Here is a 17,422-nt window from a genome sequence, read left to right as displayed (position 1 = left end):
TTCCTCACTAGGAGAATTGAACTCATGGCACACAAAAAAGCTGGTGGTAGTACCCGTAACGGTCGCGACTCAGAAGCCAAACGCCTTGGCGTGAAGATGTATGGCGGCCAGGTCATCAAGGCCGGCAACATCATCGTGCGTCAGCGCGGCACCCAATTCCACGCTGGCTACGGCGTTGGCATGGGTAAAGATCACACTCTCTTCGCGAAAATCGAAGGCGTGATCAAGTTTGAAGTAAAAGGCGCCTTCGGTCGTCGTTACGTGAGCGTTGTCGCAGCCTAACTGCGAGAGTGCTGGAGAAGCCCTGTCTTGCGACGGGGCTTTTTCGTTTGTGGGGTGAGTCTCTTGCAAAGCTGTTTGTATGGGCTGCCGGCGTGCGATGCAGGTCGTGGATTGGGGTCGCTGCGCTCATTTTTGCAAGAGTCTTATGTCTTGATTGTTTTTCGGCTCGTCCGTACGGCGAGAGGCGTTGGTTATGAAGTTTGTTGATGAAGTATCGATCCGCGTAAAGGCTGGTGACGGCGGCAATGGCTGCATGAGTTTCCGTCGGGAAAAATTCATTGAAAACGGTGGCCCGAACGGCGGTGACGGCGGTGACGGCGGTTCCATCTTCATGATGGCCGACGAAAACCTCAACACCCTGGTGGACTACCGTTACACCCGGCACTTCGATGCCGAGCGTGGCTCCAATGGTGGCAGCACCGACTGCACCGGCAAGAAGGGTGAAGACCTGATCCTGCGCGTGCCGGTCGGCACCACCGTGATCGACTCCGCCACCCAGGAAGTCATCGGTGACCTGACCAAGGCCGGTCAGAAACTGATGGTGGTTCAGGGCGGCTGGCACGGTCTGGGCAATACCCGTTTCAAATCCAGTACCAACCGTGCGCCGCGTCAGACGACGCCGGGCAAGCCGGGCGAGCAGCGTGACCTGAAACTGGAAATGAAGGTTCTGGCGGACGTTGGCCTGCTAGGTCTGCCGAATGCCGGTAAAAGTACCTTTATCCGTTCGGTTTCGGCCGCCAAGCCGAAAGTTGCCGATTACCCCTTTACTACCCTGGTGCCAAACCTGGGTGTGGTCAGTGTCGATCGCTGGAAAAGCTTCGTCATCGCCGACATTCCGGGTCTGATCGAAGGTGCTTCCGACGGTGCGGGTCTCGGTATCCGTTTCCTCAAGCACCTGGCGCGTACCCGTCTGCTGCTGCACCTCGTGGACATGGCGCCGCTGGATGAAAGCAGTGCACCGGACGCCGCTGAAGTGATCGTCAACGAGCTGATCAAGTTCAGCCCTTCGCTGGCCGAGCGTGATCGCTGGCTGGTGCTGAACAAGTGCGACCAGATCCTCGAAGAAGAGCACGAAGAACGCGTCAAGGAAATCGTTGAGCGTCTGGAGTGGACCGGTCCGGTCTACGTGATCTCGGCCATTGCCAAAGAAGGCACCGAGCGCCTGACGCGCGACATCATGCGTTACCTCGAAGATCGTGCCGATCGCCTGGCCAATGACCCGGCCTACAAGGAAGAACTGGCTGATCTCGATCAGCGCATCGAAGACGAAGCCCGCGCTCAGTTGCAGGCGCTGGATGACAAGCGTGCCCTGCGTCGCAGCGGCGTGAAGTCGGTCCATGACATTGGCGACGATGACTGGGACGAAGAAGATGTGGATGACGAAGACGGTCCGGAAATCATTTACGTGCGTGACTGATTCGTTGCAGTAAACTTAAGCGCCGCTCAATCGAGCGGCGTTTTAGTATCTGGAAATCGATTGTTGGTCACGAAGAACCACGAATAACGTCACGGGCAGTGCCAGGTCGCGCTGCCCTCAAGCTAAGGTTGAAGATGATGCGGAGCAAGGTGACAGGTGCGCAGCGTTGGGTCGTGAAGATCGGCAGCGCTTTGCTGACAGCGGATGGCAAGGGGCTGGATCGCGCGGCAATGGGTGTCTGGGTCGAGCAGATGGTGGCTTTGCATGAGGCCGGCGTCGAGCTGGTGCTGGTGTCCTCCGGGGCAGTGGCGGCGGGCATGAGTCGCCTGGGTTGGACCGTGCGACCCAGTGCGATGCACGAACTCCAGGCCGCTGCAGCAATCGGTCAGATGGGTCTGGTGCAGGCCTGGGAATCGAGCTTTGCCGAGCATGGTCGGCACACTGCGCAGATTCTCCTGACCCACGACGACCTGTCCGACCGCAAGCGCTACCTGAATGCTCGCAGCACCTTGCGCGCGCTGGTCGAGCTGAAAGTCATCCCGGTGATCAACGAAAACGACACCGTGGTCACCGATGAAATCCGTTTTGGCGACAATGACACGCTCGCGGCGCTGGTGGCCAACCTGGTCGAGGCCGATCTGCTGGTGATCCTGACGGATCGCGACGGCATGTTCGACGCCGATCCGCGCAATAACCCTGATGCCCAGCTGATTTACGAAGCGCGCGCCGATGATCCGACGCTGGATGCGGTAGCGGGCGGCACTGGCGGTGCGCTGGGGCGTGGCGGTATGCAGACCAAGCTGCGCGCGGCGCGGCTGGCGGCCCGTTCCGGTGCGCACACCATTATTGTCGGTGGGCGACTGGAGCGTGTGCTCGATCGTCTGAAGGCGGGCGAGCGCATCGGTACGCTGCTGTCGCCTGAGCGCGGCATGTTGGCAGCGCGCAAGCAGTGGCTGGCCGGACATCTGCAAACCCGTGGCACGCTGGTGCTGGATGATGGCGCGGTTTCCGCATTGTCCCAAGGCAACAAAAGCCTGCTGCCGGTCGGCGTCAAACTGGTTCAGGGCAGTTTCCGTCGCGGCGAAATGGTGGTTTGCGTGGCGCCGGACGGTCGTGAGATCGCCCGTGGCCTGGCCAACTACAGCGCGCTGGAGGCGCAAAAAATCATCGGTCAGTCGTCGGATGCGATTGTCGGTTTGCTGGGTTACATGGCTGAGCCGGAACTGGTTCACCGTGACAACCTGATTCTGGTGTAAGGAAAACGCTATGCGCATGGCAAAAGGATTGTTGGGCTTGCTGATGGTGTTGCCATTGCTGGCCTCGGCCGAGGAAATCGGCCAGGTGTCGACGGTGTTCAAGTTTGTCGGGCCGAACGACCGGATCGTGGTCGAGGCATTCGATGATCCAAAGGTCGAGGGTGTGACCTGCTATCTGTCGCGCGCCAAGACCGGTGGTGTGAAGGGTGGGTTGGGTCTGGCCGAGGATCGTGCCGAGGCGTCCATTGCCTGTCGTCAGGTCGGGCCGATCAACTTCAAGGGTGAGTTGAAGGATGGCGAAGAGGTGTTCAAAGAGCGCACTTCGCTGGTGTTCAAGACCATGCAGGTGGTGCGATTCCTCGACAAGAAGCGCAATACGCTGGTGTATCTGGTCTACAGCGATCGTCTGATCGAGGGTAGTCCGCAGAATGCGGTGACGGCGATCCCGATTCTGCCTTGGGCGTCGGCTCATTAATCTTGCGTAAAAAAAGAGGAACCGGTTGGTTCCTCTTTTTTTGCCTTGATTTCAGTAAATCACAGGCAATAAAAAACCGACCCTGAGGTCGGCTTTTTAATGACTACGTCGCTTAGGCAGCTTCTTTCAGTGCCTTGACGTGGCCATTCAGACGGCTCTTATGACGAGCAGCCTTGTTCTTGTGGATGATGCCTTTATCGGCCATGCGGTCGATAACTGGCACAGCCAGAACGTATGCAGCTTGAGCTTTTTCAGCGTCTTTTGCGTCGATGGCCTTAACTACATTCTTGATGTAGGTACGAACCATGGAACGCAGGCTGGCGTTGTGGCTGCGACGCTTCTCAGCCTGTTTTGCACGTTTTTTGGCGGAAGGTGAGTTGGCCACCGTCGAGCTCCTCGAAAGACTTTTTAGGAAATAGCAAACAAAATAGGCCGCGAATCATGCCGATGAAGAGATGTCTTGTCAAGGGCGCTTGAGACGTTCCGCTAAGTGGTAGGTATAAAGAGGCGGGATATTTATTTCCGGCGCTTGACCTGTAAACTCGCGAGCTTTGGCTCTGTGCTGTTGCGGCGCGGAGTATCGCACAAGTGGGCGCGTTATTCGCCTGCTGTTTATCGACAGGCACACATTCCTTCAATGAATCTGCTCAAATCGTTGGCCGCCGTCAGCTCTATCACGATGCTTTCCCGGATTCTCGGGTTTGTTCGCGACACGCTCATTGCCCGCACCTTCGGCGCCGGAATGGCGACCGACGCCTTCTTCATCGCCTTCAAACTGCCCAATCTGCTGCGCAGGATCTTCGCCGAGGGGGCGTTTTCCCAGGCTTTTGTGCCGATCCTGGCCGAATATAAAAGCCAGAAGGGCGAAGAGGCGACCCGCACCTTTATTGCTTACGTTTCCGGTCTGCTGACGCTGGTACTGGCGCTGGTCACCGCGCTGGGCATGATTGCCGCGCCCTGGGTGATCTGGGCTACGGCCCCGGGTTTCACCGATACGCCGGAAAAATTCCAGCTGACCTCCGACCTGCTCCGAGTGACCTTCCCTTATATATTGCTGATCTCCCTGTCTTCGCTGGCGGGGGCGATCCTCAATACCTGGAACCGTTTTTCGGTGCCGGCGTTCGTGCCAACCCTGCTGAACGTCAGCATGATCGTGTTTTCGTTGTTCCTGACGCCGTATTTCGATCCGCCGGTCATGGCTCTCGGCTGGGCGGTGCTGGTCGGTGGTCTGGCGCAGTTGCTCTATCAGCTGCCGCACCTGAAAAAGATCGGCATGCTGGTGCTGCCGCGCCTGAATCTTCGAGATACCGGCGTCTGGCGGGTGATGAAGCAGATGTTGCCCGCGATCATCGGCGTCTCGGTCAGTCAGATTTCCCTGATCATCAACACCATTTTTGCTTCGTTCCTGGTGGCGGGCTCGGTGTCGTGGATGTACTACGCCGACCGTCTGATGGAGCTGCCGTCCGGTGTGCTCGGTGTGGCACTGGGCACGATCCTGTTGCCGACATTGGCCAAAACCTACGCCAGCAAGGATCGCCACGAATATTCGCGGATTCTCGACTGGGGCCTGCGCCTGTGCTTCGTGCTGGTGCTGCCATGTGCGCTGGCGCTGGGGATTCTGGCAGAACCGTTGACGGTCTCGCTGTTCCAGTACGGTCAGTTCAGCGGGTTTGACGCGGAAATGACGCAGCGGGCGTTGATTGCCTATTCTGTCGGTCTGCTCGGGATTATCGTGATCAAAGTGCTGGCGCCGGGCTTTTATGCGCAACAGAACATCCGTACGCCGGTAAAAATCGCAATCTTCACCCTGGTGGTTACACAGTTGTTCAACCTGGTGTTGATCGGTCCGCTGGCGCACGCGGGTCTGGCCCTGGCGATCAGCGCGGGCGCCTGCCTGAATGCCGGGCTCCTTTTCTATCAACTGCGCAAGCAGCAGATGTATCAGCCACAGCCAGGCTGGCTGAAGTTTGGTTTCAAGCTGTTGGTTGCGGTGGCGGTGATGTCGGCGGTGCTGTTGATCGGCATGCATTTCATGCCCGCGTGGGATCAGGGCCACATGCTGGAGCGCTTCCTGCGCCTGGGTGCGTTGGTGGTTGCTGGCGTGGTCGCTTATTTCGGCATGCTGCTGCTGCTCGGTTTCCGCCTGCGTGACTTCAATCGCAAGGCGTTGAGCTGAGGTTTCACCCTTGAAAAACGGGCGCGGGCCGGCAGTTTTGTCGGCTCGTTCACTTTGGGTTACGGTGTTGCCTGTCGTCGGCCGTCGGGTGTGGTTATAATCGGCCACTTTATGAGCAAGAAGCGCGTTATGCAGCTGGTTCGAGGCCTCCACAATCTGCGCCCCCAGCATCGGGGCTGCGTCGCCACTATTGGCAACTTTGACGGTGTTCACCGTGGTCACCAGGCCATCCTGGCCCGACTGCGTGAGCGTGCGCTCGAGTTGGGCGTACCCAGCTGCGTGGTGATTTTCGAGCCGCAGCCACGGGAATTCTTTGCCCCGGAGACCGCGCCGGCGCGTCTGGCCCGGTTGCGCGACAAGCTGCAGCTGCTGGCCGCAGAAGGTGTTGACCGGGTCCTGTGTCTGGCTTTCAACCAGCGCTTGAGCAAACTCAGCGCCAGCGAGTTCGTCGATACCATCCTGGTCGATGGCCTCGGCGTGCAGCATCTGGAAGTCGGCGACGATTTCCGCTTCGGTTGCGACCGCCTCGGCGATTTCGATTTCCTGTTGCAGGCCGGGCAGGTCCACGGCTTTACCGTGGAAGCCGCGCAAACCGTCGAGCTGGACGGCATTCGTGTCAGCAGCACCCAGGTGCGCAACGCGTTGGCCGCCGCCGATTTCGCGTTGGCCGAACGCCTGCTGGGTCGTCCGTACCGGATTGCCGGACGCGTGCTGCATGGCCAGAAACTGGCCCGCCAACTGGGTACGCCCACGGCGAATATTCAACTCAAGCGCCGTCGCGTGCCGTTCACCGGGGTTTACCTGGTCGATGTCGATATCGACGGCAAGACCTGGCCCGGCGTCGCCAATATCGGCGTTCGGCCCACGGTGCAAGGTGATGGCAAGGCCCACCTTGAAGTCCATCTTTTAGATTTTGCCGGCGATCTGTATGACCGGCGTTTGACGGTGGTTTTCCACCAGAAGCTGCGTGAAGAGCAGCGTTTCGCCTCCCTGGAGGCATTGAAAACGGCGATCAGCGCGGATGTCGCCGCCGCCCGTGCACTAGCCGCACCTAGCGCCCATCGCTAATGAAGAGCCTTAAATGACCGACTATAAAGCCACGCTAAACCTTCCGGACACCGCCTTCCCAATGAAGGCCGGCCTGCCACAGCGCGAACCGCAGATCCTGCAGCGCTGGGACAGTATTGGCCTGTACGGAAAGTTGCGCGAGATTGGCAAGGATCGTCCGAAGTTCGTCCTGCACGACGGCCCTCCGTACGCCAACGGTACGATCCACATCGGTCACGCACTGAACAAGATTCTCAAGGACATGATCATCCGCTCGAAGACCCTGTCGGGCTTCGACGCGCCGTATGTCCCGGGCTGGGATTGCCACGGCCTGCCGATCGAGCACAAGGTTGAAGTGACCCACGGCAAGAACCTGGGCGCGGACAAGACCCGCGAACTGTGCCGTGCCTACGCCACCGAGCAGATCGAAGGGCAGAAGACCGAGTTCATCCGCCTCGGCGTGCTGGGCGACTTCGCCAACCCGTACAAGACCATGGACTTCAAGAACGAGGCCGGCGAAATCCGCGCCCTCGCCGAAATCGTCAAGGGCGGTTTCGTGTTCAAGGGCCTGAAGCCTGTGAACTGGTGCTTCGATTGCGGTTCGGCCCTGGCCGAGGCGGAAGTCGAGTACGAGAACAAGAAGTCCTCGACCATCGACGTCGCTTTCCCGATCGCTGACGAGGCCAAACTGGCTGCCGCGTTCGGTCTGCCGTCGCTGGGTAAACCTGCCTCGATCGTGATCTGGACCACAACCCCGTGGACCATCCCGGCCAACCAGGCGCTGAACGTTCACCCGGAATTCACCTACGCGCTGGTCGACATCGGCGACAAGCTGCTGGTGCTGGCTGAAGAGCTGGTCGAATCCTGCCTGACCCGTTACGGCGTCGAAGGCACCGTATTGGCGACCGCACCGGGTTCGGCGCTGGAACTGATCAATTTCCGTCACCCGTTCTATGACCGTCTGTCGCCGGTGTATCTGGCCGACTACGTGGAACTGGGCGCCGGCACCGGCGTGGTTCACTCCGCCCCGGCCTACGGCGTGGACGACTTCGTGACCTGCAAGAAATACGGCATGGTCAACGACGACATCCTCAACCCGGTACAGAGCAACGGCGTTTACGTGCCGTCGCTGGAATTCTTCGGCGGCCAGTTCATCTGGAAGGCCAACCCGGCCATCGTTGAAAAACTGACCGAAGTCGGTGCGCTGATGCACACCACCGTCATCGAACACAGCTACATGCATTGCTGGCGCCACAAGACCCCGCTGATCTACCGCGCCACCGCGCAATGGTTCATCGGCATGGATAAAGAGCCAGTCAGCGGCGACACCCTGCGCGTACGCTCGCTCAAAGCCATCGAAGACACCAAGTTTGTTCCGGCCTGGGGCCAGGCGCGCCTGCACTCGATGATCGCCAACCGTCCGGACTGGTGCATCTCCCGTCAGCGTAACTGGGGCGTGCCGATCCCGTTCTTTCTGAACAAGGAAAGCGGCGAACTGCACCCACGCACCGTCGAGCTGATGGAAGAAGTCGCCAAGCGCGTCGAAGTCGAAGGCATCGAAGCCTGGTTCAAACTCGACGCTGCCGAACTGCTGGGTGATGAAGCGCCGCAGTACGACAAGATCAGCGACACCCTCGACGTCTGGTTCGACTCGGGCACCACGCACTGGCACGTTCTGCGCGGTTCGCACCCGATGGGCCACGAGACCGGCCCGCGCGCCGACCTGTACCTGGAAGGTTCGGACCAGCACCGTGGCTGGTTCCACTCGTCCCTGCTGACCGGTTGCGCCATCGACAACCACGCGCCATACCGCGAGCTGCTGACCCACGGTTTCACCGTGGACGAGTCCGGCCGCAAGATGTCCAAGTCCCTGGGCAACGTGATCGCGCCACAGAAAGTCAACGACACCCTGGGCGCCGACATCATGCGTCTGTGGGTCGCGTCGACCGACTACTCCGGCGAAATGGCCGTGTCCGAACAGATCCTGCAGCGCAGCGCGGACGCCTATCGTCGTATCCGCAACACCGCGCGCTTCCTGCTTTCCAACCTGACCGGTTTCAACCCGGCCACCGACCTGCTGCCGGCCGAAGACATGCTGGCGCTGGATCGCTGGGCGGTGGATCGCACCCTGCTGCTGCAACGCGAGCTGCAAGAGCACTACGGTGAATACCGTTTCTGGAACGTCTACTCGAAGATCCACAACTTCTGCGTGCAGGAGCTGGGTGGTTTCTATCTGGACATCATCAAGGATCGCCAATACACCACCGGCGCCGACAGCAAGGCTCGTCGTTCGTGCCAGACCGCGCTGTTCCACATCTCCGAAGCGCTGGTGCGCTGGATCGCGCCGATCCTGGCGTTCACCGCCGACGAACTGTGGCAATACCTGCCGGGCGAGCGCAACGAATCGGTGATGCTCAACACCTGGTACGAAGGCCTGACCGAATTGCCGGAAGGCTTCGAACTGGGTCGCGAGTACTGGGATCGCATCATGGAAGTGAAGGTGGCGGTCAACAAAGAGATGGAAATCCAGCGCGCGGCCAAGGCCGTCGGTGGCAACCTGCAAGCCGAAGTGACGCTGTTCGCCGAAGACGCGCTGACTGCCGACCTGGCCAAGCTGAGCAACGAGCTGCGCTTTGTCCTGATCACTTCGACGGCCACTGTTGCGCCGTTCGTGCAGGCTCCGGCCGATGCGGTGGCCACCGAAGTCAGCGGCCTGAAGCTGAAGATCGTCAAATCCGCCTTCCCGAAATGCGCCCGTTGCTGGCACTGCCGTGAAGACGTCGGCGTGAACCCGGAACATCCGGAAATCTGCGGCCGTTGCGTGGACAACATCGATGGTGCCGGCGAGGTTCGTCACTATGCCTAACGCCGTTGGCCGTTTCGGACGGCTGAGCTGGCTCTGGTTGAGCCTGCTGGTTCTGGTCATCGACCAGGCCAGCAAGTTCTACTTCGAAGGCAAGCTCGAGATGTTCCAGCAGATCGTGATCATCCCTGATTACTTCAGCTGGACACTGGCCTACAACACTGGCGCTGCGTTCAGTTTCCTGGCCGACAGCTCCGGCTGGCAGCGCTGGCTGTTCGCGCTGATCGCGATTGCGGTCAGTGCGGTGCTGGTGGTCTGGCTCAAGCGCCTGGGCCGCAACGAAACCTGGCTGGCCATCGCGCTGGCGCTGGTTCTCGGCGGCGCGCTGGGCAATCTGTATGACCGCATTGCCCTGGGCCATGTGATCGACTTCATTCTGGTGCACTGGCAGAACCGCTGGTACTTCCCGGCGTTCAACTTCGCCGACAGCGCCATCACCGTTGGCGCGGTGATGCTGGCACTGGATATGTTCAAAAGTAAAAAAACCGGAGAAACCGTTCATGACTGAACAGGTATTGGCTGAGCAACGCATCGGCCAGAACACGGAAGTCACCTTGCACTTTGCATTGCGCCTGGAGAACGGCGACACGGTCGACAGCACCTTCGACAAAGCCCCTGCGACCTTCAAGGTCGGTGACGGCAACCTGCTGCCGGGCTTCGAAGCCGCGCTGTTCGGTTTCAAGGCTGGCGACAAGCGTACGCTGACCGTCGAGCCGGAAAACGCATTCGGCCAGCCGAACCCGCAAAACGTACAGATCATCCCGCGTTCGCAGTTTGCGGACATGGAACTGTCGCCGGGTCTGCTGGTGATCTTCAACGATGCGGCCAATACTGAGCTGCCGGGTGTGGTGAAAGAGTTCGACGACGCGCAAGTGACCGTCGACTTCAACCACCCGCTGGCTGGCAAGACGCTGACCTTTGACGTGGAAATCTTTTCCGTCAAAGCGCTGTAACTGACCGCACGCGGTCAAAAATGTGGGAACGGGCTTGCTCGCGAATGCTGACTGACATTCAACGTTGATGTTGTCTGACACACCGCTTTTGCGAGCAAGCCCGCTCCCACAGTTGGTCATTCATTGTTTTCGCGCGCAAGACACGAGGCACCGCATGCAAATCAAACTCGCCAACCCCCGTGGCTTCTGCGCCGGCGTGGACCGGGCGATCGAAATCGTCAACCGCGCCCTGGAGGTCTTCGGGCCGCCGATTTATGTGCGTCACGAAGTGGTGCACAACAAGTTCGTGGTCGAGGACCTGCGCAGTCGTGGCGCGATCTTCGTCGAAGAACTGGATCAGGTGCCGGACGACGTCATCGTGATCTTCAGTGCCCACGGCGTCTCGCAAGCCGTGCGCACCGAAGCCGCCGGCCGTGGCCTGAAAGTGTTCGACGCCACCTGCCCGCTGGTGACCAAGGTGCACATCGAAGTCGCGAAATACAGCCGTGACGGTCGCGAGTGCATCCTGATCGGCCACGCCGGTCACCCGGAAGTCGAAGGCACCATGGGCCAGTACGACGCCAGCAATGGCGGCGCGATCTACCTCGTCGAAGACGAGAAGGATGTCGCCGAGTTGCAGGTACATAACCCGGACAAACTGGCTTTCGTCACCCAGACCACGCTGTCGATGGATGACACCAGCCGTGTCATCGACGCACTGCGTACGCGTTTCCCGGCCATTGGCGGGCCGCGCAAGGACGATATCTGCTACGCCACACAAAACCGTCAGGACGCGGTCAAGCAATTGGCCGACGAATGCGACGTGGTGTTGGTGGTGGGCAGCCCGAACAGCTCCAACTCCAACCGCCTGCGTGAGCTGGCCGAACGCATGGCCACGCCGGCCTATCTGATCGATGGCGCCGAAGACCTGCAAAAAAGCTGGTTCGATGGTGTCGAGCGTATCGGCATCACCGCCGGCGCCTCCGCTCCGGAAGTCCTGGTGCGTGGCGTGATCCAGCAGTTGCAGGCCTGGGGTGCCACCGGCGCCGACGAACTGGCCGGGCGTGAGGAGAACATCACGTTCTCGATGCCTAAAGAGCTGCGCGTTCGCTCGATCTGATCGCTTTATCCTTTCGGCACAACGCCTGTTCAGCCTTTTGGCTGGCCAGGCGTACGCGACCAGTCGCCGCCAGCACCACCTGGAGCTGGCTGACCGGTTCGCGAGCCGAGCATAGATGTAACGTCCCCGCCTGAAACTTCCGGTCCGGCACCAGTGGCTGGCCCAGGCTGCTGAAGCGTATGTAGCGGCTCACCAGCCAGTTGCCGACAATCGGTATCCGTCCGTCACTCGCCTGCTCGATCAGCAATGGATTATCGGCATCCCCCGGTCCCTTTCCGCTGATATCCAGAATGATCCGCCAGCCCTGGCCCCAATCACCGTTGATGCCATGAATCACCACGCTCTGGTTGCGCGTGATGGCCATGGTCCGGGCATTGCGAATCCCGTCGAGCAAAGACTGCGCGGCCTGCTGCCGCCGGTTTGATTCGGTGAAGTCCGCCAGCGCCGGACTGACCAGCGACAGAACAATTGCGCCGATCGCCAGTCCCATAAGCAGTTCGACCAGACTGAAACCCTGTTGCGGCATGTGCGCGTCCTCCCTGGATTGTGCACAGTGGCGCAATCCGTGCGCCGTTCGCGGTAAATCAACCGGCGCATGCCGGTCGAATGTTCTAGGTTTGTACAGGTATAGCCGACGGCAACGGAGGGCATCGATGGATCATCGTACAAAAGGTTTCACGCTGATCGAGCTGTTGGTGGCGGTCGCGGTGTTTGTGATCCTCATCACGATGGCGGTGCCGGCATTCACCCGTTCGGTGCAGGGCAGCAAGGCCGACACCGAGGTCGGCGACCTGCAACGCGCCCTTAATTACGCAAGGCTCGAGGCGATCAACCGGGGCGTCACCACCCGCTTGCGGCCGAGCGCCGGCGGCAGTGTCTGGACCGGCGAACTGTCGGTCTACGACAGTACTGTCACTCCGGCCAATGTATTGCGGGTTGTTCCAGCGATGAGCAGCGGCGCAACTCTGACGCTACCCTCTGGAGTGACCGCACTGGATTTCAACAATCTGGGCGGGCTGGCGGCGCCGTCGACGGCGGTGGTCATCAGTTACACGCTGGGAACGCAAAGCAGGACGCTGAACGTGTGTCTGAACGGAAGAATTCAATTGGGTGGAAGTTGCGGATGAGGGCAGGGAGCAAGCACGCACAGGAGGGCATGACGCTGATCGAAGTGCTGGTCGCGTTGTTGATTCTGACGGTCGGGTTGCTGGGCGCGGCGGCGGTTCAGCTCAATGCGCTGAAGTACACCGACAGCTCGCGGATGACCAGCCAGGCGAGTTTCATCGCCTACGACATGATGGACCGGATCCGCGCCAACTCGGGCGCCGACTACACCGTCACTCCGCCAACCACGGGCAACCTGAGTGTCGCCCGGGATCAGGATCTCTACGACTTCACCACCAACATCGTCAATTTCGGCGGCCCGACCGCCACCGGCAGCATCACCCTCAATCAGCGCGTGTACACCATCACCATCACCTGGAGTGACGCGCGCGCCGCCAATACGACAAGTGCGCCCCGCAGTTTTGTCCTGACCAGCCGCGCAGCGGTCGATCCGGTGGCCACGCCATGAAGCGCCAAAACCTGGGCTTTGGCCTGATCGAAATGCTGGTCGCCCTGGCGCTGGGGCTGATCGTGGTGCTCGGCGTGGTGCAGATCTTCCTCGCGGCGAAAAATACCTACGTCAGCCAGAACAGTGCCGCCGCCATGCAGGAAGATGCGCGGTTCGTGCTGAGCAAGATGATTCAGGAACTGCGCATGGTGGGCATGTTCGGTTGCCTGGGCACGATTACCGATTCCAGCTCGGCGGGGGATTTCACTGCGGCCCAGATCGCGCCGATCAGCTGGGACAACGCCAATCTCAAGCTGACCCTGGTCAGCGCCGATGTCGGCAGTGCAGGCGGGACGCCGACCTGGACCGTGGTCTCCGACTGCCGCAACAGCGCCACCGCTTATACCGGCGCCCGAGCTGCGGCGACGGGACAAATCGCGTTTCCGATCCGTCGGCTGATCTACAGCTTCAGCAACAACCAGATTCTGATGGGTACCGGCAGCGGTAATCCGGCCCAGCAAGTGCTGGTGAACAACGTCAGTGCGTTCACTGTGATGTTCGGTCTGGCGAGTTCCGCGACCGATGTCGCGGCGTCCACCTACAGTGCCAACCCCAGTGATCCGGCGCGGATCCGCAGCGTGCGCCTGAGCCTGACCCTCACTGATCCGAACAATCGGGTCCGCAATCAAACCTTCAACGTGGTTGCCGCCTTGCGCAACCGCTTGCAGTGAGGGACGAACGATGAACGTTTCTTTCCATCGGCGACGGTCCCAGGGCGGTATGGTGTTGCTGGTCAGCCTGGTGTTTCTGTTGCTTCTGACGGTGATCGGCCTGTCATCGATGCAGAGCGCCAACCTGCAGGAAAAAATGGCCGGCAGCGTGAGCCTGCGCAATCAATCGTTCCAGACTGCCGAGGCGGCGCTGCGCATCGGTGAAAGTGCAGTGCAACTGGACGGCTACGCGCTGGCGGTGTGCGCCAGTACCACTCAATGTGCGCCGCCGGCCGAATCCTCGGTGGTCAGCGCGGCGGGGCTGAACTCCACGTCGGGCGTGACCTGGATTGCCGCGGGCAGCGGGTTCTACGGGGTGCAGAACATCGGCACGACCCTGACGGCGGTGAACGTGCCGAGCAATACCTCGGCGACGTTGTATCGGGTCACGGCCGTCGGCATCGCCGGCACTTCGCGCAGTGTGGTGGAGAGTGTCTATGCGAAGTACTGAGCACATATCTGCCTGGCGTTCGTTGCTGAGCGGCATTTTACTGAGCTTGTATCTGACCGCTCCGGCATATGCCTTCACACCGTCCGACTCGCCGCTGCTAAGCGCGGCGGCGGTGCCACCCAACGTCATGTTGCTGATCGACGATTCGGGCAGCATGAACAGCATCATCTATGCGGCAGGTTTTGATCCGACCGTGGATCGCACGGCGGCCCGTCAGTGCAACGCGGTCATTGGGCTGTGTCTGAGCTCGACCGCAATCACTGGCGATACGATCTTTCTCTCGAGCCTGCCGACCTCCGGCTGCTCCGGCGGCGCCTATGCCTTCTACAACAACAGCCTGACGCCGCTCTGTCTGAAGCTGCCGGATCCGGTGGGCAGCGGCAACACTCGCTATTCGGCGGATTACATTTCCTACGTGGTCGGGCTGGCGATCAACAACGGCACGCGCGACTTCACCACCGGGGCGATTCCCAACGATTACCGGATCAACGTGGCGCGCAACGTTTCCACCGCACTGGTCACCAGCAACCGCAACCTGCGCATGGGCCTGGCGACCTTCAACCCGGCCACCAGCAACAACCCCGGCAACGGTGGTTTCATTGCGCGCTCCATCAGCGACCTGTCACCGGTCAGCGGCAGCGTGACCCAGGCCCAGGCCGATACCAACTACAACGCACTGATTTCTTCGATCAACGGCCTGAGCGCGGTGGCCAACACACCTCTGGCCGAGACCTATTACGAAATCACCCGCTACATGCGCGGGATGGCGCCGTACTACAACAGCACGCCGAGCACTTACACCAGCCCGATCCAGTACCGCTGCCAGAAAAACTACGGGGTGGTCATCACCGACGGGTTGCCGACCTACGACCGCACCTTTCCGAACAACGACCCGCTGGGCGGCAGCCGCTTGCCGAACTGGGACGGCATCAACAATGACGGGAACAACCTGAACGGGGACGGCGAGGGCGATACGCTGTACCTGGACGATATCGCCAAGTTCGCCTTCGACATCGACATGCGTTCGACCGGCACTGACGCGGCGGGCAAGAGCTGGAATGCGGTGGATTTTCCCCGGCAGTACATGAATACCTACACCGTGGGTTTCACCGCTTCCAACGACATGCTTTCGGACGCCGCTGATTACGGGCAGGGCCGCTACTACCAGGCGACCGACAGCGCCGGTCTGAATGCCGCGCTGTCCTCGGCGTTGAGCGATATCACCTCCAAGGCGGGTTCCGGCGGTGCGGGTGTGACCAGCAGCACCACGCTGACCAGTAGCAGCAGTTTTTACCAAACCACCTACGACCCGAAGGATTGGCGCGGCACGATCAAGTCGTTTGGCTTTACCTCCGCCGGGGCGGTCAATACGTCGGCGGTGCTGTGGACCACCGACACAGCCATCGTGCCCGGCGCCACCGCGCCGACCTACCAGTCGTGGAACACACTGAACAACGCGGCGGTGACGCTGGCCTACGGCAACTTCGCCCCGGCCCAGCAGACGGTTCTCAGCCAGGGTTTACCCACCGGCATCAGCGGCATCGACCTGGTCGAATGGAGCAAGGGCACCAACAAGACCGGGCTCAAAGTGCGCAGCGTGTTGCTCGGAGACATCATCAACTCGCCGCTGGTGCTGGCCTCGCCCACGGAAAAAACCGCCTCCGATCTGGCCGGTGACACCACCTACAGCAGCTACCTGACCACCAAGGCTGCGAACATGAATGCCAGCCTGGTGGTGAACGCCAACGACGGTTTTGTCAGCGTCATCAACTCGGCCAACGGTACCCGGCGCTATGCCTACATGCCGTCCAGCGTATTGCCCTCGTTGCGCCTGATTGCCGATCCGAACTACGTCAACGGCGTCAGCCACAAGTTTCTGGTGGATGGTCAGCTCGGTGTATTCGACGCGCAGTTCGGCACGGCGTGGAAAACCCTGGCCATCGGCGGTACGGGCGCCGGCGGCAAGACTTTCTATGGGCTCCAGCTGTTTGACGCTTCGGCGGGCAACGTCATTCGTGCCTTGTGGGAAGTCAGTGCGCCGGCCACCGCCAGCACTTCCAACGCTTTTAATGATCTGGGTTACGCCTATGCCCGTCCGGAAGTGGCACGCTTGGCCGATGGTCGCTGGGCGGCGTTCATTGCCAATGGTTACGGTAGCAACTCCGGGGTGGCGGCGCTGTATGTGCTGGATGTGCGCGATGGCTCGCTGATCAAGAAAGTCGTCATCGACAGTACGGAAACCACCAACGGTTTGTCCTCGGTGAAGCTGCGGGTCAATTCGCAGAACGTTGTGCAGGCCGCGTACGGCGGTGACTTGAAGGGAAGGTTGTGGAAGTTCGACCTGAGCGCCACGTCGAGTGATAGCTGGGGTGTTGCGTTTTCCGGCAAGCCGTTGTTCACCACGGCGGGTGGGGCGACTCAGCCGATCACCGCGCAACCGCTGCTGGCGGACAACGCTCTGGGCGGCAAACAGATTTTCGTCGGCACCGGCAAATTCAACGAAACCGCCGACAAGACCAACAAGGATTTGCAGTCGTTCTATTCGGTGTGGGATGCCGAGGGTGGTTCGGGTCAGCTGACTGTCAGCAGTTTGCAGGCCCAGGCAATTACCGGATCTTTCTCTGGCAGTTCCGGGCAGTTCCTGACCACCACCCAGAACGACACGACGTATCCGGCGGAGAAGGGCTGGTATCTACCGCTGGTGTATAACAACGTGCTCACGGGCGAGCGGGTGATCAATCAGGCCAGCATCGTACTCGGACGCATCGTGTTTACCACGGCCAGTGTCGACACCACTGACCCCTGTGCGAGTTTTGGCACCGGCAAACTGGTCGAACTCGATGCGTTCAGCGGTAAGATGCTCAACTACGCGGTGCTCGACACTAACGCTGATGGCGTGGTCAACAGCAGCGACACGATCTCCAGCGGTGTGATATTCACCGGCGGCATTCCGACCTTGAACGCCATCATCAACGCCGGGACGGGCAAACCTGTGACTGAGTCCAGTGGCAACATCACCACCCTGGTGGAAAAGGGCGGCGGCGGCAGCCGTCGCATAATGTGGCGACAAATACAGTAAGT

General features: G+C 60.5%; 17 protein-coding genes. 15 read left to right on the top strand and 2 right to left on the bottom strand.

Going from position 1 to position 17,422, the window contains the following annotated elements:
- Positions 1 to 24 precede the first annotated feature (24 nt).
- From rpmA to KJY40_RS26085, 4 genes are all read left to right on the top strand, one after another.
- Complete coding sequence (gene rpmA / locus KJY40_RS26100; RefSeq protein WP_003228360.1) at positions 25 to 282, top strand: 50S ribosomal protein L27; 258 nt, start codon at positions 25 to 27, stop codon at positions 280 to 282.
- A gap of 193 nt (positions 283 to 475) precedes the next feature.
- Positions 476 to 1,699 carry an Obg family GTPase CgtA gene (gene cgtA, locus KJY40_RS26095; protein WP_230733606.1) on the top strand — a complete coding sequence of 408 codons (1,224 nt, stop codon included), beginning with the start codon at positions 476 to 478 and terminating at the stop codon, positions 1,697 to 1,699.
- A 137-nt stretch (positions 1,700 to 1,836) separates the two neighbouring features.
- A complete protein-coding gene (gene proB / locus KJY40_RS26090; protein WP_230737767.1) occupies positions 1,837 to 2,955 on the top strand; it encodes a glutamate 5-kinase in 1,119 nt (372 codons plus the stop codon).
- Positions 2,956 to 2,965: 10 nt separating this feature from the next.
- On the top strand, positions 2,966 to 3,430 hold the full coding sequence (locus tag KJY40_RS26085; RefSeq protein ID WP_230733604.1) for a CreA family protein: 465 nt from the start codon (positions 2,966 to 2,968) through the stop codon (positions 3,428 to 3,430).
- A 112-nt stretch (positions 3,431 to 3,542) separates the two neighbouring features.
- Here KJY40_RS26085 and rpsT read toward each other — a convergent pair whose 3' ends face one another.
- Positions 3,543 to 3,815: a 30S ribosomal protein S20 gene (rpsT, locus tag KJY40_RS26080; protein ID WP_003228351.1), complete on the bottom strand. Its 273-nt coding sequence runs from the start codon at positions 3,813 to 3,815 to the stop codon at positions 3,543 to 3,545.
- Positions 3,816 to 4,067: 252 nt separating this feature from the next.
- On the opposite strand from rpsT, the gene murJ reads away from it, so the two are divergent.
- The 6 genes from murJ (at position 4,068) to ispH (ending at position 11,568) form a co-directional block, all read left to right on the top strand.
- Positions 4,068 to 5,606, top strand: coding sequence for a murein biosynthesis integral membrane protein MurJ (gene murJ / locus KJY40_RS26075; RefSeq protein WP_074691489.1), 1,539 nt, complete (start codon positions 4,068 to 4,070; stop codon positions 5,604 to 5,606).
- 129 nt (positions 5,607 to 5,735) lie between these two features.
- Positions 5,736 to 6,674: a bifunctional riboflavin kinase/FAD synthetase gene (gene ribF / locus KJY40_RS26070; RefSeq protein WP_007959537.1), complete on the top strand. Its 939-nt coding sequence runs from the start codon at positions 5,736 to 5,738 to the stop codon at positions 6,672 to 6,674.
- A 13-nt stretch (positions 6,675 to 6,687) separates the two neighbouring features.
- Positions 6,688 to 9,519: an isoleucine--tRNA ligase gene (gene ileS, locus KJY40_RS26065; protein ID WP_230733602.1), complete on the top strand. Its 2,832-nt coding sequence runs from the start codon at positions 6,688 to 6,690 to the stop codon at positions 9,517 to 9,519.
- Entirely contained in the window at positions 9,512 to 10,024 is a 513-nt protein-coding gene (gene lspA, locus KJY40_RS26060; protein WP_007959539.1) for a signal peptidase II, read from the top strand. Before ileS ends, lspA begins: the two co-directional genes overlap by 8 nt.
- 7 nt (positions 10,025 to 10,031) lie before the next feature.
- Positions 10,032 to 10,469: an FKBP-type peptidyl-prolyl cis-trans isomerase gene (fkpB, locus tag KJY40_RS26055; protein ID WP_170928297.1), complete on the top strand. Its 438-nt coding sequence runs from the start codon at positions 10,032 to 10,034 to the stop codon at positions 10,467 to 10,469.
- Between the two features lie 154 nt (positions 10,470 to 10,623).
- A complete protein-coding gene (ispH, locus tag KJY40_RS26050) occupies positions 10,624 to 11,568 on the top strand; it encodes a 4-hydroxy-3-methylbut-2-enyl diphosphate reductase (RefSeq protein WP_007959549.1) in 945 nt (314 codons plus the stop codon).
- Here the strand turns inward: ispH and KJY40_RS26045 are convergent.
- Complete coding sequence (locus KJY40_RS26045; protein WP_230733600.1) at positions 11,540 to 12,094, bottom strand: GspH/FimT family pseudopilin; 555 nt, start codon at positions 12,092 to 12,094, stop codon at positions 11,540 to 11,542. The two genes, ispH and KJY40_RS26045, sit on opposite strands and share 29 nt — an antisense overlap.
- 127 nt (positions 12,095 to 12,221) lie before the next feature.
- Between KJY40_RS26045 and KJY40_RS26040 the strand changes: the two genes are divergently transcribed.
- From KJY40_RS26040 to KJY40_RS26020, 5 genes are read left to right on the top strand one after another with little or no spacing between them, the layout of a single operon-like run.
- A complete protein-coding gene (locus KJY40_RS26040) occupies positions 12,222 to 12,695 on the top strand; it encodes a GspH/FimT family pseudopilin (protein WP_230733598.1) in 474 nt (157 codons plus the stop codon).
- The gene (gene pilV, locus KJY40_RS26035) at positions 12,692 to 13,141 is read left to right on the top strand and encodes a type IV pilus modification protein PilV (RefSeq protein WP_011336000.1); all 450 of its coding nucleotides are present in this window, start codon (positions 12,692 to 12,694) and stop codon (positions 13,139 to 13,141) included. The genes KJY40_RS26040 and pilV overlap by 4 nt, the downstream gene beginning before the upstream one ends.
- Positions 13,138 to 13,851, top strand: a complete 714-nt coding sequence (locus tag KJY40_RS26030; RefSeq protein ID WP_230733596.1) for a PilW family protein — start codon at positions 13,138 to 13,140, stop codon at positions 13,849 to 13,851. Before pilV ends, KJY40_RS26030 begins: the two co-directional genes overlap by 4 nt.
- A gap of 10 nt (positions 13,852 to 13,861) precedes the next feature.
- Positions 13,862 to 14,341 carry a pilus assembly PilX family protein gene (locus tag KJY40_RS26025; protein WP_230733594.1) on the top strand — a complete coding sequence of 160 codons (480 nt, stop codon included), beginning with the start codon at positions 13,862 to 13,864 and terminating at the stop codon, positions 14,339 to 14,341.
- Positions 14,328 to 17,420, top strand: coding sequence for a pilus assembly protein (locus tag KJY40_RS26020; RefSeq protein ID WP_230733591.1), 3,093 nt, complete (start codon positions 14,328 to 14,330; stop codon positions 17,418 to 17,420). Before KJY40_RS26025 ends, KJY40_RS26020 begins: the two co-directional genes overlap by 14 nt.
- Positions 17,421 to 17,422: the final 2 nt, after the last annotated feature.

The organism is Pseudomonas fitomaticsae, from assembly GCF_021018765.1.
Taxonomy (GTDB): domain Bacteria; phylum Pseudomonadota; class Gammaproteobacteria; order Pseudomonadales; family Pseudomonadaceae; genus Aquipseudomonas; species Aquipseudomonas fitomaticsae.
Note: the sequence above shows the minus strand (reverse complement) of the source record. Positions and strands in the feature narration are given on the sequence as shown.